At 64.4% G+C, this 13,482-nt stretch carries 13 protein-coding genes; 1 reads left to right on the forward strand and 12 read right to left on the reverse strand.

Annotated elements, in window-relative coordinates:
• Window position 1 precedes the first annotated feature (1 nt).
• Window positions 2–1,543, reverse strand: coding sequence for a DHA2 family efflux MFS transporter permease subunit (locus tag E1748_RS12065; RefSeq protein ID WP_205965244.1), 1,542 nt, complete (start codon window positions 1,541–1,543; stop codon window positions 2–4).
• Window positions 1,544–1,678: 135 nt separating this feature from the next.
• On the opposite strand from E1748_RS12065, the gene E1748_RS12070 reads away from it, so the two are divergent.
• On the forward strand, window positions 1,679–2,125 hold the full coding sequence (locus E1748_RS12070) for a MarR family winged helix-turn-helix transcriptional regulator (RefSeq protein ID WP_133647479.1): 447 nt from the start codon (window positions 1,679–1,681) through the stop codon (window positions 2,123–2,125).
• Here E1748_RS12070 and E1748_RS12075 read toward each other — a convergent pair.
• From E1748_RS12075 to frc, 11 genes are all read right to left on the reverse strand, one after another.
• On the reverse strand, window positions 2,122–3,234 hold the full coding sequence (locus tag E1748_RS12075) for an alpha/beta hydrolase (RefSeq protein ID WP_133647480.1): 1,113 nt from the start codon (window positions 3,232–3,234) through the stop codon (window positions 2,122–2,124). The genes E1748_RS12070 and E1748_RS12075 overlap by 4 nt on opposite strands.
• A gap of 86 nt (window positions 3,235–3,320) precedes the next feature.
• The gene (xylB, locus tag E1748_RS12080; RefSeq protein WP_133647481.1) at window positions 3,321–4,787 is read right to left on the reverse strand and encodes a xylulokinase; all 1,467 of its coding nucleotides are present in this window, start codon (window positions 4,785–4,787) and stop codon (window positions 3,321–3,323) included.
• A gap of 51 nt (window positions 4,788–4,838) precedes the next feature.
• Window positions 4,839–5,717, reverse strand: coding sequence for an AraC family transcriptional regulator (locus E1748_RS12085; RefSeq protein WP_133647482.1), 879 nt, complete (start codon window positions 5,715–5,717; stop codon window positions 4,839–4,841).
• Between the two features lie 31 nt (window positions 5,718–5,748).
• Window positions 5,749–6,930, reverse strand: coding sequence for a sn-glycerol-3-phosphate ABC transporter ATP-binding protein UgpC (locus tag E1748_RS12090; RefSeq protein WP_133647483.1), 1,182 nt, complete (start codon window positions 6,928–6,930; stop codon window positions 5,749–5,751).
• Between the two features lie 2 nt (window positions 6,931–6,932).
• Window positions 6,933–7,967, reverse strand: a complete 1,035-nt coding sequence (locus tag E1748_RS12095) for an NAD(P)-dependent alcohol dehydrogenase (protein ID WP_133647484.1) — start codon at window positions 7,965–7,967, stop codon at window positions 6,933–6,935.
• Between the two features lie 10 nt (window positions 7,968–7,977).
• A complete protein-coding gene (locus tag E1748_RS12100; RefSeq protein ID WP_133647485.1) occupies window positions 7,978–8,790 on the reverse strand; it encodes a carbohydrate ABC transporter permease in 813 nt (270 codons plus the stop codon).
• A complete protein-coding gene (locus E1748_RS12105) occupies window positions 8,778–9,656 on the reverse strand; it encodes a carbohydrate ABC transporter permease (protein ID WP_133647486.1) in 879 nt (292 codons plus the stop codon). Before E1748_RS12105 ends, E1748_RS12100 begins: the two co-directional genes overlap by 13 nt.
• A gap of 49 nt (window positions 9,657–9,705) precedes the next feature.
• A complete protein-coding gene (locus E1748_RS12110) occupies window positions 9,706–10,944 on the reverse strand; it encodes an ABC transporter substrate-binding protein (RefSeq protein ID WP_133649330.1) in 1,239 nt (412 codons plus the stop codon).
• A gap of 252 nt (window positions 10,945–11,196) precedes the next feature.
• Window positions 11,197–11,646 (reverse strand): zinc-finger-containing protein, encoded by a 450-nt coding sequence (locus E1748_RS12115; protein WP_133647487.1) that lies wholly within the window; start codon window positions 11,644–11,646, stop codon window positions 11,197–11,199.
• A gap of 77 nt (window positions 11,647–11,723) precedes the next feature.
• Complete coding sequence (locus tag E1748_RS12120) at window positions 11,724–12,155, reverse strand: PAS domain-containing protein (protein WP_133647488.1); 432 nt, start codon at window positions 12,153–12,155, stop codon at window positions 11,724–11,726.
• 64 nt (window positions 12,156–12,219) lie between these two features.
• Complete coding sequence (gene frc, locus E1748_RS12125) at window positions 12,220–13,473, reverse strand: formyl-CoA transferase (RefSeq protein ID WP_133647489.1); 1,254 nt, start codon at window positions 13,471–13,473, stop codon at window positions 12,220–12,222.
• Window positions 13,474–13,482: the final 9 nt, after the last annotated feature.

Genomic DNA, 13,482 nt, shown 5'->3' on the forward strand with positions numbered 1-13,482 from the left:
ATTACTCCATCGCCGCATGCGCAATCGATTCGTCCGGTGCATGCTTCGCCGGACGGATCAGCAACAGCAGCGGAATCACCAGCAGTGTCGCGACGAACATCAGCTTGAAGTCGTTCAGATACGCGATCATCGACGCCTGCTGCGTGATCGACCGGTCGAGTATCGCGATGTCGGCGAGCGATCCACCGTCGAGCCACGGACGCATCGCCGGATTGAACGGCGTCACGTACGCAGCGAGATCCGAATGCGCGATCTGCGTGCCGCGCGTCATCAGCGTTTGTACGATCGAAATGCCGATACTGCTGCCAATATTGCGCATCAGGCTGTACGTCGCGGTGCCGTCCGCGCGCAGTTCCGGCGTGAGCGTCGAGAACGTCAGCGCGCTCAGCGGCACGAAGATCAGCCCAAGTCCGAAGCCCTGAATCACGCCGGGCCACACGATGTCCGACTCGGACAGCACGATCGTGTATTGCATCATCTGCCATAGCGCGAACGCGGAAATCACGAAACCCGCGAACAGCATCAGCCGCGCGTCGATGTGTTTCAGCAAGCGCCCCGCGAGCAGCATCGCGATCATCGTTCCGGCACCGCTCGGTGCGGTGACGAGGCCGGTCGTTGCGACCGGATAGCCCATCAGTGTCTGCAGCATCGGCGGCAACAGCGCGCGCGTCGCATACAACACCGCACCGACGACGAAGATGAAGAACACGCCGGTTGTGAAGTTCGGGTCCTTCAGCAACTCGTATTTGAAGAACGAACGCTTGCCCGCGGTCGCCGTGTGCGCGAGAAAGAACGCGAAACTGATCGACGCGATCAGCGCCTCGATGACGATCTCGTGCGAACCGAACCAGTCGAGCTGTTCGCCGCGATCGAGCAGCGCCTGCAGCGCGCCGATCGCGAGACTCAGCGTGACGAAGCCGAACACATCGAATTTTGCGTCGGGACGCGGCGCGCGCGAAGGCAGGAACGTGAGCACGCCGAACAGCGCGAACGCGCCGATCGGCACGTTGATGAAGAACACCCAGCGCCAGTTGTAGCTGTCGGTGAGCCAGCCGCCGAGCGTCGGTCCGAGGATCGGCCCGACCATCACGCCCATTCCCCACACGGCCATCGCCTGGCCCTGCTTCTCGCGCGGATTGATGTCGAGCAGGATCGACTGCGACAACGGCACCAGCGACGCACCGAAAATCCCCTGCAGCAGCCGCGACGCGACGATCTGCGTCAGCGTCTCCGACAACCCGCACAACGCCGACGCAATCGTGAAGCCTGCAATCGACAGCGCGAGCAGCCGCTTCACGCTGAGCCGGTCCGACAGCCAGCCGGTCAGCGGCGTCGCGATCGCGGCCGCGACGATGTACGACGTGAGCACCCACGTGATCTCGTCCTGCGACGCGGACAGCGTGCCCTGCATGTGCGGCAGCGCGACGTTCGCGATCGTGCTGTCGAGCGTCTGGATCAGCGTCGCGAGCATGATCGAGATCGTGATCATCGGCCGGTTGAGCGGCGCGGCGGCGGCGTTCCCCGGCGGCGAATCGTGGGGCATTGGGGCGGTTGGTCTCTAATAGTAAGCATGCTTATTATATGGTTCTGAAGCATGCCCGGTAACCAGGGAGAATCGCGATGTCGCACGCGCTGATGGACCGCGTCGCGGATCGAAAGGGTTTCGTATAATCCGCGCATGGAACCCCTCTTCGAAGAACGCTTCGGCTTCTTGATCTCCGACGTCGGCCGGCTGTGCGGCCAGCGCTTCGACGGTCTCGCACGCTCGACGCTCGATCTCACGCGCGCGCAATGCCGCGTGCTCGCGTACCTGGCGCAGTCCGGCGAGGTGATAAATCAGGCGCAGCTGGCGGGGCTGCTCGACATCGCGCCGATTTCGGCGGGACGACTACTCGACCGGATGGAAGAGGGCGGCTGGATCGAACGCAACGCGAATCCCGACGACCGCCGCGCGCGGCACGTGCGGATGACGCGCAAAGCAGAGCGCTCACTGGACAAGGCGAGGAAGGTCGGCGACAAGGTCTCGGCCGAAGGCCTGGACGGCTTCACCGACGACGAAGCGAAGCAGTTGATCGCGCTGCTTCAGCGGGTGCGGCGCAATCTGAGCAAGATCGTCGACCGCTAGGGATGGATCGAGAGTCGCTTCGCAGCCGGTTGAGCCTCATCGACAAATCCGAACAGCGCAGCGAGCCCTGGCGGCGAGGAAAACATCTCCGAACTGTGGTGCCCGACTCCGTCGACTTCCAGCAACCGCTGACCGACACGCCGATCGAGCATGTGCAGATAGCCGAAGTACGCGAGCCCGCGCGCATAGCGCGTCGCGCCTTGTGCTCGCGCGGCGCACGAGCGGTCGAGTTCGGGATGCGCCGGATCGTTGTCGGCGGTGCCGAGCAGATAGACGATGTCGCTAGCCAGATAGCGCCGCTCGACCCGCAGCGTATTGACGGACGTGCCGGCGTACCGCGGCAACGGGCCGCTCAAACCATACTTCCACTGATCGACGCGCGGACACGACGCGTCCTTATCGACAGCGAACGTGCCGTTCGCGGACGGCCGGCGCCGGTCGAAATACAGATACGACGACGGATTCGCGATGACGAAGCGCACGTGTATGCGTTCGCGGTCGAGTAGCGCGGCGCCTCGGCCGAGCGCGACATAGCGTTGCACCATCTGCGCGCCCGCCGAATGTCCGGCGAGCACCACCTCGCGTAGCTGCGGAAAACGCTGACGGTCCGCGAGCCGCGCGAAGATCGCGTCGAGGACGTCGAATGAACTGAGTGGCGCGGGGCCTTCTGCGTCGTGTCCGTCGGACCAGTCGTTGAGGGTCCAGCGCAGCACGTTGCCGGGCAGCGCGTGCGCGGTGATATCGGTGGGAATCAGGAACTGCGGCGTGACGATCAGCGTGTGCGCGGCTGCGTCACCGGCGCGGCGCGCAGCGTTGCGGGCCGAACGCATGTCGCGGCGCGACCAGCCGTGAATCACGATCACCGCACGCGTGATGTCGGGCTGCGGCATCGACCAGTCGAGCGACGTTTCGATCGGCATCTCGCCACTGCCGCGCGGCGTGGTCACGGTGAAGCGTCCGCTTTCGACCGCGGGCACCGGCGTGCGCTCGATCGGCACGCCGACCACCGTCGGCTGTGCGGCAGTCGCCGTGGTCGAGGTGGTCGCAAGCAGCGATACGGCAATCGCCGCAGATGCGAGCACGGCGGCGATGAGCGTCTTGCGAACCATCCGAACCTCGCGGGCATGAGCGTAGTACTGCCTGCGATCATACGACAGCGATGGGCCGCGACGTGGCTCGAACTGCTGTTCGGTTTTTAACCCGCTGCCGCGAACTCCGGCTTCAACGCGGTGTACAACCGCCGGTAACGCGCCAGCCGTTCCGCAAGCACCGGCTGCATCGCGGGATCCGGTTCGCGCGATTCGATCACCGGCGGTGCCGTGCAAACGTCGGCGATCGCATCGTTCGTCGCTGCAAGCTGGGCGAGCCGCGCGGCGCCGAGCGCACCGCCGACATCGCTGCTCCGGTGACGACGCATCGTCACACCCATCGCAGTCGCGCAGAGTTGCGCCCAGAACGGACTGCGAGAACCACCGCCGATGAACGACGCGTGCTCGAGCGTCGTGCCCGCGCCCTGCAGCGCCACGTAGCCGTCGGCCATCGCGAACGCGACGCCTTCCATCACGCTGTACGCGAGATCGGCGGTGCCGTGCGCGGCCGTCAAACCCCAGAACACGCCACGCGCGTTCGCATCGTTGTGCGGCGTGCGCTCGCCGTTCAGATAGGGCAGAAAAATCGGTGCAGCGGCAGGGTCGGCCTGTGCGGCGAGATCGGGCAGCGTCGCGACGGCGGTGTGCGCGACCTGCGACAGCCAGCCGAGGCTCGCCGCCGCCGACAGGATCACGCTCATCTGATGCCAGCGCTCAGGCAGGCAATGGCAGAACGCGTGAACGCCCTGCGCGGGATTCGGCGCGAAGCGATCGGTGCCGGAGAACAGCACGCCCGACGTGCCCAGCGACAGAAACGCGCTACCCGCATCGACGACACCCATGCCGATCGCGCTCGCCGCGTTGTCGCCGGCACCGCCGCACAGCGTCACTGGTCCGGCGATGCCCCACTCGCGACGCAGCCCATCGCGCAACTGTGCCGCCGGCGCGCTGCCTTCGACGAGTCGCGGCATCTGCTCGCGCGACAGTCCGGTCGCGGCGAGCATTCGATCCGACCAGTCGCGCTTTGCGACGTCGAGCCACAGCGTGCCCGACGCATCCGACATGTCGGACGTGAATTCGCCGGTCAGCCGCCATGCGACGTAGTCCTTCGGCAGCAGCACCTTGTTGACCGCGCGAAACACGGAAGCCTCGTATTTCGCGAGCCACAGCAGCTTCGGCGCGGTGAAGCCGGGCATCGCGAGATTGCCGGTGATCTCGCGCGATTCGGGCACGAGCGCTTCGAGTTCGACGCATTCGGCGAACGCACGCGTGTCGTTCCACAGGATCGCGGGACGCAGCACCTGGTCGCTGCGGTCGAGCAGCGTCGCGCCGTGCATCTGCCCCGACAGGCCGATACCGCGCAGCGCGGCGAAGCCCGACGGATGCGCGGCACGCACGGCGGCGATCGCATCCAGAGTGGCGTGCCACCACGCCTGCGGGCTCTGCTCGGACCAGTGCGGATGCGGATGATCGACGGTGAGCGGCGCACCGGCGGTCGCGAGAATGGCGGCGTCGTCGCCGGTCAGGACGGCTTTGACTTCGGACGTGCCGAGGTCGATTCCAAGAAAGGTCACGGCGGTATCTGGATCGGAAAGTGGAGGAGTGGGCCCGACGTGCGGCGCGTGTCAGGCGGCGATCATCTGTTCATTGAGCTGATGCAGCGAGCGGAATTTCGACGGCGGCATTTCCTTCATCGCGCGAAACTGCCGGTTGAAGTTCGACAGGTTGTTGAACCCGACGCGATAGCAGATCTCCGTCACCGGCAGCGTCGAGCACATCAGCAGCTCGCATGCTTCATTGAGTCGCAGCCGATTCAGGTACTGCACGAACGTCGAGCCCGTATGACGCCGGAAAAATCGCGTGAACGTGCTGACGCTCATGCCGACCAGATCCGCGACGTCGCTTTCGCGCAGCGTGCCGGGCAGGTTCTGCTGGATGTACGACAGCACCTGGTTGATCGTCGACGACATGTAGCGCTGCGCATCGATGTGATACGACGGCCCTGCAAGCACCTGCCGTTCGGAACACGACGCGAGCCGGTCGAACAGCGCCATCAGCAGTTCGACGCGGCGGCAGCCGTGCGCGTCGGCGAGTTCGGACATCAGCGGCGCGACCGACAGACCCACGCGATCCGGAAACTGCAGCCCGCGCGATGCATCGTCGATCATCGTCAGCACCGGTTGCAGTTCGGTGAACGCAGCGACCATCTGCTGCACGGCATCGCGCGAGAACTGCAGCACCATGTCGCGCGACGGCACGTGCTCGCCCGGACCGATCTCGCTGATCCAGTTGTGCGGCAGGTTCGGTCCGGTGATGACGAGATTGCCCGGATGGAATTGTCCGATGTAATCGCCGACAAAAAACTTGCCCGTCGACGAGCGGATCACGTGGATCTCGTACTCCGGGTGGAAGTGCCACTTCGCGACGTCGTGCGGATAGCCGTGAGTCCAAGCGCGAAAGGTTTCGTCGCGTCGCGTGTGCACGACTTCCAGATCGGGATTCATCGCCTTGCTCCTTCGCCGCGCACGACGGCGCTCAGGGGTGCGACACCGACCATTGCGGTGTCGCGCTCGCATCCACTCGACGCGCGGTCTCGGGCGGTGCGTCGGGCAACGTCACGTTGCGGCCGCTCTGCGTGTCGAACACGTGCAGGTCATCGGCATCGAACCGGAACGTTACCATGTCGCCGGGCGACGGCACCGCGTTCGCGGGCACCAGAGCGGCGAGATGTTCACCCGCGAAATCGAACGTGACGAGCGCTTCGGCGCCGAGCAATTCGACGAGTTCGACGCGGCCGGCGATCTGCAGTGCGGTTGGGCTTTCACTGGCCGCCACGAGCTTCAGATAATTCGGCCGGATCGCGAGCTTCACGGCCTGGCCTTCGTGCAGTTTCACGTCCGCTGCGGCAAAACGCCGTGAGGCGAGCGGCCAGCGGGATTCACCGCACTGCACGTAACGCGTACCGCCATCCACGCCCACTGTCGCATCGAGAAAATTCATCGCCGGCGTGCCGATAAAGCCTGCTGCGAACACAGTATGCGGGCAGCGATAAAGATCGGCAGGCGAGCCGGCCTGCTCGATGTGTCCGCCGCGCATCAGGATCACGCGATCGGCGAGCGTCATCGCTTCGAGCTGGTCGTGCGTGACGTACACCGTCGTCGTCTTCAACCGCTGATGCAGCCGCTTGATGTCGCCGCGCAATTGCGCGCGCAGCTTCGCATCGAGATTCGACAGCGGCTCGTCGAACAGAAACACGGCAGGCGTCTTGATCATCGCGCGCGCAATGGCGGCGCGCTGCTGCTGACCGCCCGACATCGCGCGCGGCTTGCGATCGAGCATCGCGTCGAGACTCAGCGCAGCGGCGACCTCGCGCACGCGGCGATCGATCTCCGCTGCGGGCACCTTCAGCCGGCGCAGCCCGAACGCGATGTTGTCGTACACGGTCATGTGAGGATAGAGCGCGTAGTTCTGGAACACCATCGCGACGTTGCGCTCGCGGGCGGGCCGTTCATTGACCACGGTGTCGCCGATCGACAGCTCGCCGCCGGTGATGTCCTCCAGCCCGGCGATCATCCGCAGCATCGTCGACTTACCGCAACCCGACGGTCCGAGCAGCACGACGAACTCGCCGTCGCGGATCTCGAGGTCGAGCGGATGCAGTACCGGCGGTCCGCTGTCGTAGCGCTTCGTGAGTCCCTTGCAGACGATCTGTGCCATGGTCAGTCCATTTCGATCTGGATCTTGACGTCGTGCGGATGGCCCGCCGCCGCCTCTTCGAACGCGCGCACGCCGTCGGCGAACGCGAACTTGCGCGAGATGAACGGCTTCACGTCGATCATGCCCGAGCTGATCAATGCGAGCGCACGCGGAAAGATGTTCGCGTAGCGGAACACCGATTCGATGCGCGCTTCCTTCGCCTGCAACGCGACGACGTCGAGCGGCACCGGATCGACCGGCATGCCGACCAGCACCGCACAGCCGCCCGGACACAGCAGATCGATCAGCGTGTCGTAGACCTTGCCGTTGCCGCTCGCTTCGAACACGACGTCGGCGCCCCAGCCGTCGGTGGCATTGCGCACCACGTCGACGAGCGATTGCGCACGTACATCCACCGTCGTCACCGCCGCATGATTCGCGAACAGCGCGAGCTTTTCCTTGATCACGTCGGCGAGAATCACACGCGATGCGCCGCCCGCGAGTGCGGCGAGCGCCGTCATCGCGCCGATCGTGCCGGCGCCGATCACGACGGCGACATCGCCGGGCGTCATCGCCGCTTTCTTCGCGGCCTGCAAGCCGATCGACAACGGCTCGACGATCGCGCCTTCCGCGAACGACACGTTGTCCGGCAGCCTGAACGTGAACGCGGCCGGATGCACGACGTACGGCGTGAGGCAGCCGTGGATCGGCGGCGTCGCCCAGAAGCGCACGGCGGGATCGAGGTTGTAGAGGCCGCGCATCGTCGCGGGCGAATCGAACTGCGGCACGCCGGGCTCCATGCACACGCGGTCGCCGACGCTCAGATGCGTGACGTCGCTGCCGATTTCGACGACCGTACCCGACGCTTCGTGACCGAGCACCATCGGCTGCTCGACCTTGAACGGACCGATGCGGCCATGCGTGTAGTAATGCACGTCGCTACCGCACACGCCGACCGTGTGAATGCGGATTTTCACGTCGCGCGGACCCACGTCGAGCGGAATATCGATTTCGCGCAGCGCGAGTCGGTGCGCTTCTTCCAGTACCAGGGCTTTCAACACAGTCTCCTTATTTACCTTTGAGCATCGAGTTCAGCAGACGACTCAGAATGCCCACGAAAATCAGCGGCGGCAGCGCAAGCAATACCGTCGACGCGTTGATCACGCCCCACGGCACTTCCTGCCCGAGCGACGTGAACGCGGATGCAACGACCGGCAACGTTGCGCTGCGCGACGACGTCAGCGCGAGCGCGATCATCAGTTCGTTCCATACCAGCACGAAGCTGAAGACGATGCCGCCAATTAGCGTGCTCGAACTGATCGGCAGCGCGATGCGCCAGAACACTTCGTATGGACCGTAACCGTCGAGCGTCGCGGCTTCCTCGACTTCGCGCGGCAGCCGCTGGAAGACGGGGATCGACAGCCACGTGATCGTCGACAGCGTGACGAGCAGGTACGTGACGATCATCGACAGCTTCGTGTCGTACAGACCTAAGTCCACCCAGATCGCGATCAACGGAATCGCAATCGCGACCGGCGGCAGAAAACGCAGCGACAGCAGGAAGAACTGGATGTCGCGTTTGCCCGGCACGTGAAAGCGCGCGATCACGTACGCGGCCGGCACGCCGAGCAGCGCACCCAGCAACACTGACGTCCCGACGATCGCGACGCTGTTGCCGAGCCCGATCAGCACCTCGGGGCTCGACAGCACCTGACGGTAGTTGTCGAGCGTCGGCGTGAAAATGAAGCGCGGCACCGGCGTGACGATGTCGAGCAGGTTCTTCAGCGAATTCAGCACGGCCCACAGGATCGGAAACACCGCGACGATCGCGATCGCCACGCCGACCGTCATCGTCGCGCTGCGCGAAATCAGTCTTCCCATTTGTTCACCCGCTTCCAGATCAGCGTGAAGATCGCGGTGGTCGCAATCATCATCAGCACCGCCATGCTCGACGCGTACGACACCTTGCCCGACAGGCCGATACCCTGTGCGTATGCGTACATGTCGAGGGTTTCGGTCGAGATGCCGGGACCGCCTTTGGTCATTACGTAGATCAGGTCGAACGAACGCAGCGACTCGACCATCTTGATGAACACCAGACTCATGATCGGCACCTTCAGCATCGGCAGCGCGATGTACGCGTACACCTGCCACGTCGACGCGTAATCGAGCCGCGCCGCTTCGAGCGGTTCGGGCGGCAGCGTTTCGAGCAGCTTCAGCACAACCACCGCGAAGAACAGGCCCCACTGCCACACGTCGACGAGCGCGATCGCGTACAGCGCCGCGTGCGGATCGGACAGGAACGCGGTGTTGTCGATGCCGACCGTGCCGAGCAGCCAGCTCAACACGCCGTTCAGCGGCGAATACATGAACTTCCAGATGAACGCCGCCGACACGCGCGGCAGCAACACCGGCATGATCAGCAACAGCGTGATCACGCTGCGCGCGCGGCCGTGAATCTGTTCGAACAGGTAGATCGCGAGCAGCACGCCGACGACAACCGCGCCGACCACCGTGACGATTTCCCACACGGCGGACACTTCGATCGCATTCAGGAAGCGCCGGTCCGACATGAGCCGGACGAAATTGCGCAGCCACACGTACTCGCTGTCCGGATAGCGCAGCACGCGGTTTTTCAACGCAAGGTTGACTGCCGCGACGGTCGGGATCAGGCCGAGCAGCGCCATGATCGCGAGCGGCGGGCCGAGGAACACCCAGGGCAGGCTGGTTTTACCGCGATTGAACATCGATGTCTCCGGGAACGAGGGCGGCGCGCCCTGGGGCGCGCCGCTATGCTTATTTCTTCGCGCCGTGTTCCATCGCGTCCTTCGCGTACTGCACCGCGTCGGTCAGCGTGCCCTGCACATCGGTTTGCGTGCCCGTGAAGATTTCTTCGAGCGCGATGCCCAGGTTGTCGCCGATGTCGGGCCATTGCGGGCTCGACCAGATCGTCACCTTCGTCACCGGATTGGTGTCGTTCAGGCCGCTCAGAATCTGCGGCTTCACGTGCTTCTTGAAGTAGTCGCTATTGATCGTGCTCGTGCGGTTGTAGTCGCTGAACACGTTGTCGCGCAGACGTGCCTGCTCCTGGTCCTTGCTCGTCGCCCACGCGATGAACTTGCCCGCGGCCTGGCGCGTGCATTCGTCCTTCGCACCGACCGACGAGATCGCGAGGCCATGCCCGTATGCAGCGGACGGCAACGGTGCGGGCGGCCGCACGTAGCCGACCTTGTCGGCGACGCTCGACTTGGTCGGGTCTTCCATCCAGTCGGCGAACGGCGTCGACTCGATCATGAACGCGACCTTGCCCGAGCGGAACGCTTCGAGTGCGTTGCTCCAGTCGTAGGTCGCGGCTCCCGGCGGCGCGTACTTGAAGAGATCGCTATAGAGTTGGGTCGCCTTCACGGCGGCCGGTGAGTTGAAGTTCGGCTGCCCGTTCTTGTCGGTCCATGTGCCGCCTTCGGCGAGCATGAACGGTGCCCAGCGCCACACGTTCATGCCCGAGCCGCGTTGACCGCGTGCGACCCAGCCGTACATGTTCGGCGGTGCGTTGAGTTTCTTGATGTCGGCGACGAGTTCGTCGAGTGTCTTCGGCACCGGCAGATGCGCTTTCTCGAGCAGGTCGCGGCGATAGAACAGGAAGTCGCCGCCGCCGATCAACGGCGCGAAGTACGCGACGCCCTTGTAGCTCGCGACCGCGCGACGGCCCGGCAGGAAGTCGTCGTAGTCGGCGTCTTTCGGGTAGTACTTCAGCAGCGGCACGACCCAGCCGGCGGACGCGAATTCCGCGACGTTCGCTTCGTCGACGTAGTAGATCTGGTACGAGCCCGCACCCGTCGATGCATCGAGCCGCGATTTCGCGCGTCGGTCGTTTTCGCCGAAGTAGCTGATCTCGATTTTCGTGCCGCTGCGTTTCTCGTAGTCGGGCAGCGATTTCTCCATCACCGACAGCCCGAGGCTTTTCTGCGCGAGTACGCGGATCACCGGCACGTTGCAGCTTTGTGCGAAGGCCGCAGCGGGCATGCACGCAACCATCGCGACAGCGGTCGTCGTGGCGTAGGCCGCCAAAGATCGAATCGTTTTCACTGTTGTCTCCTGATTCTGTTTTTGTCCGACCGGTACGCCTGACCGCGTGCGAGCGGAGGGTCCGGTGAACTGCACTGTAGTGCTCAGGAAACGTGCTTCACTACTTCAAAACCCAATGCGCATTGGTACTATTTGCGCAGCTAGCCATTGCGCTGCACAAATTGTGTCGGTGGGAGAACGGGTATGTGGTGCTGCCGGGGATTATTCGGTTTCGCCGGTGCGTCGGCTCGCGGCGAAACGCTCGATCACGTCGACTGCGGCCTTGCATTGGTCGGCGTCGAGCTGATGGATGGTGCACTGGTCTTCGGGGATTTTCAGTTCGCCCGCGAGCCAGCGATAACCCTTTGAACGTGCTTCGAACACGTTGCCGCCGTCGCGGCGCAGCTTGCCCTGGACCATCGGTTCGAGTGCGGCGTGCAGACGCGCTTTCGCGTCGCGCAGTTCGGCGTTCGCGAGACGGCCGAGCGGCACGCGACGCGTGCTGCGCGGGAAGATGCCGATCCACGCTTCGCACGGCGTGCAGACCCACAGCGGACCGTGATCGTCGCGATACGGATAACCGTCCTCGTCCGAACGGACGAAGACCGCTTTAGCGCCGCAGTAATCGCAGACGGGTTGCGGCAGCGGAGCAACAGGACGGCCGACGCGCATGATGGCAGGGCTGAAGAAGAGTCAGCGGCCAATATAGCAAATCGGCAGCGCGCTGCCGTCGCGCGGGGTGCGTCTCGCTAAGCGCTGACTTTCGCTTCGAGTTCGGCGACGCGTTTGCGCAGTGCGCGGTCTTCGGTGAAGCGGGCAGTTTCGTCGCGGATCACGGCGACGATGCCGGTGACTTCGCCTTGCGGCGAATGCAGCAGCGCGACGGTGAATGCGATCGACATCGTGCGGCCGGCTTTATCGACGGCAGGCACTTTCAGCAGATCGTGACCGTAGCGCGTTTCGCCGGTTGCCATCGTCTTGTGATAACCGTCCCAATGCCGGCCACGCAGCCGCTCGGGGATGATGATATCCAGCGACTGGCCGAGCGCTTCGTCCGGCGTGAAGCCGAACATGCGTTCGGCCGCGGGATTCCACAACGTAATCGCGCCGCTTGCGTCGGAGATCACGACGGCATCGCCGATCGCGTGAACGAGCTGTTCGAAATCGATGGTTGTGGGCATGGCGGGGAGTCCTTGAGAAACGTTGCCGCCCGCCGGACCGGCGGGCGGCTGCATCAGGCGTACGTTACACCGCCTGCATTTCGTGCATGCGCGCGATCTGCGCCGACGTGTAGCCGAGTTGCGCGAGTACTTCGTCGGTGTGTTCGCCGAGCAGCGGCGAACCGGTGATCTCCGGCTTCAGTTCGGAGAACTTGATCGGGCTGCCGACCGTCAGGTACGTGCCGCGCGCCTTGTGCTCCACTTCGACGATCGTGCCGCTCTTGCGCAGCGATTCGTCGTTGGCGATTTCCTTCATCGTCAGCACCGGGGCGCACGGAATGTCGAACTTGCGCAGCACGTCGACCGCTTCGAACTTGGTCTTGTCGGCGAGCCATTCCTCGATCGTCGCGAAGATGTCGAAGATGTGCGGCTGGCGTGCCTGCGGCGTGCTGTATGCAGGATCGTCGATCCACTCCGGCTTGCCGATCGCGCGGCAGATCGGCGCCCACGCGTGACCCTGAACCGTGAAGTAGATGTACGCGTTCGGATCGGTTTCCCAGCCCTTGCACTTGAGCACCCAGCCCGGTTGACCGCCACCGCCCGCGTTGCCGCCGCGCGGCACGACATCGCTGAACGAGCCGTGCGGGTACTGCGGATATTCCTCGAGGAAGCCGAGGCGGTCGAGCCGCTGCTGGTCACGCAGTTTCACGCGGCACAGGTTCACGACGCTGTCCTGCATCGACACGGCTACGCGTTGACCACGACCCGTCTGCTGGCGGCCGATGATCGCGGTGAGAATGCCGATGGCCAGATGCATGCCGGTGTTGCTGTCGCCGAGCGCGGCTGCGCTGATCGTCGGCGGGCCGTCCCAGAAGCCGGTCGTCGATGCGGCGCCGCCTGCGCACTGCGCGACGTTCTCGTAGACTTTCAGGTCGTCGTAGTGGTGGCCGTCGCTGAAGCCCTTCACCGATGCAACGATCATCTTCGGATTCAGATCGCGGATCACGTCCCACGAGAAGCCCATCCGGTCGAGTGCGCCCGGGCCGAAGTTTTCAACCAGCACGTCCGATTCGCGGATCAGCTTTTCGAGCACTTCCTTGCCTTCCGGCTTCTTCGTGTCGAGCGTCAGCGAACGCTTGTTGCTGTTGAGCATCGTGAAGTACAGCGCGTCGACGTCGGGGATATCGCGCAACTGGTTGCGCGTGACGTCGCCGGAACCGGGACGCTCGACCTTGATCACGTCGGCGCCGAACCATGCCAGCATTTGCGTGCACGCCGGGCCAGCCTGGACGTGCGTGAAATCGATGATCTTGATGCCTTCGAGGGGTTTTTTGCTCACGTATTTCTC

It is taken from the genome of Paraburkholderia flava, assembly GCF_004359985.1.
Classification (GTDB): domain Bacteria; phylum Pseudomonadota; class Gammaproteobacteria; order Burkholderiales; family Burkholderiaceae; genus Paraburkholderia; species Paraburkholderia flava.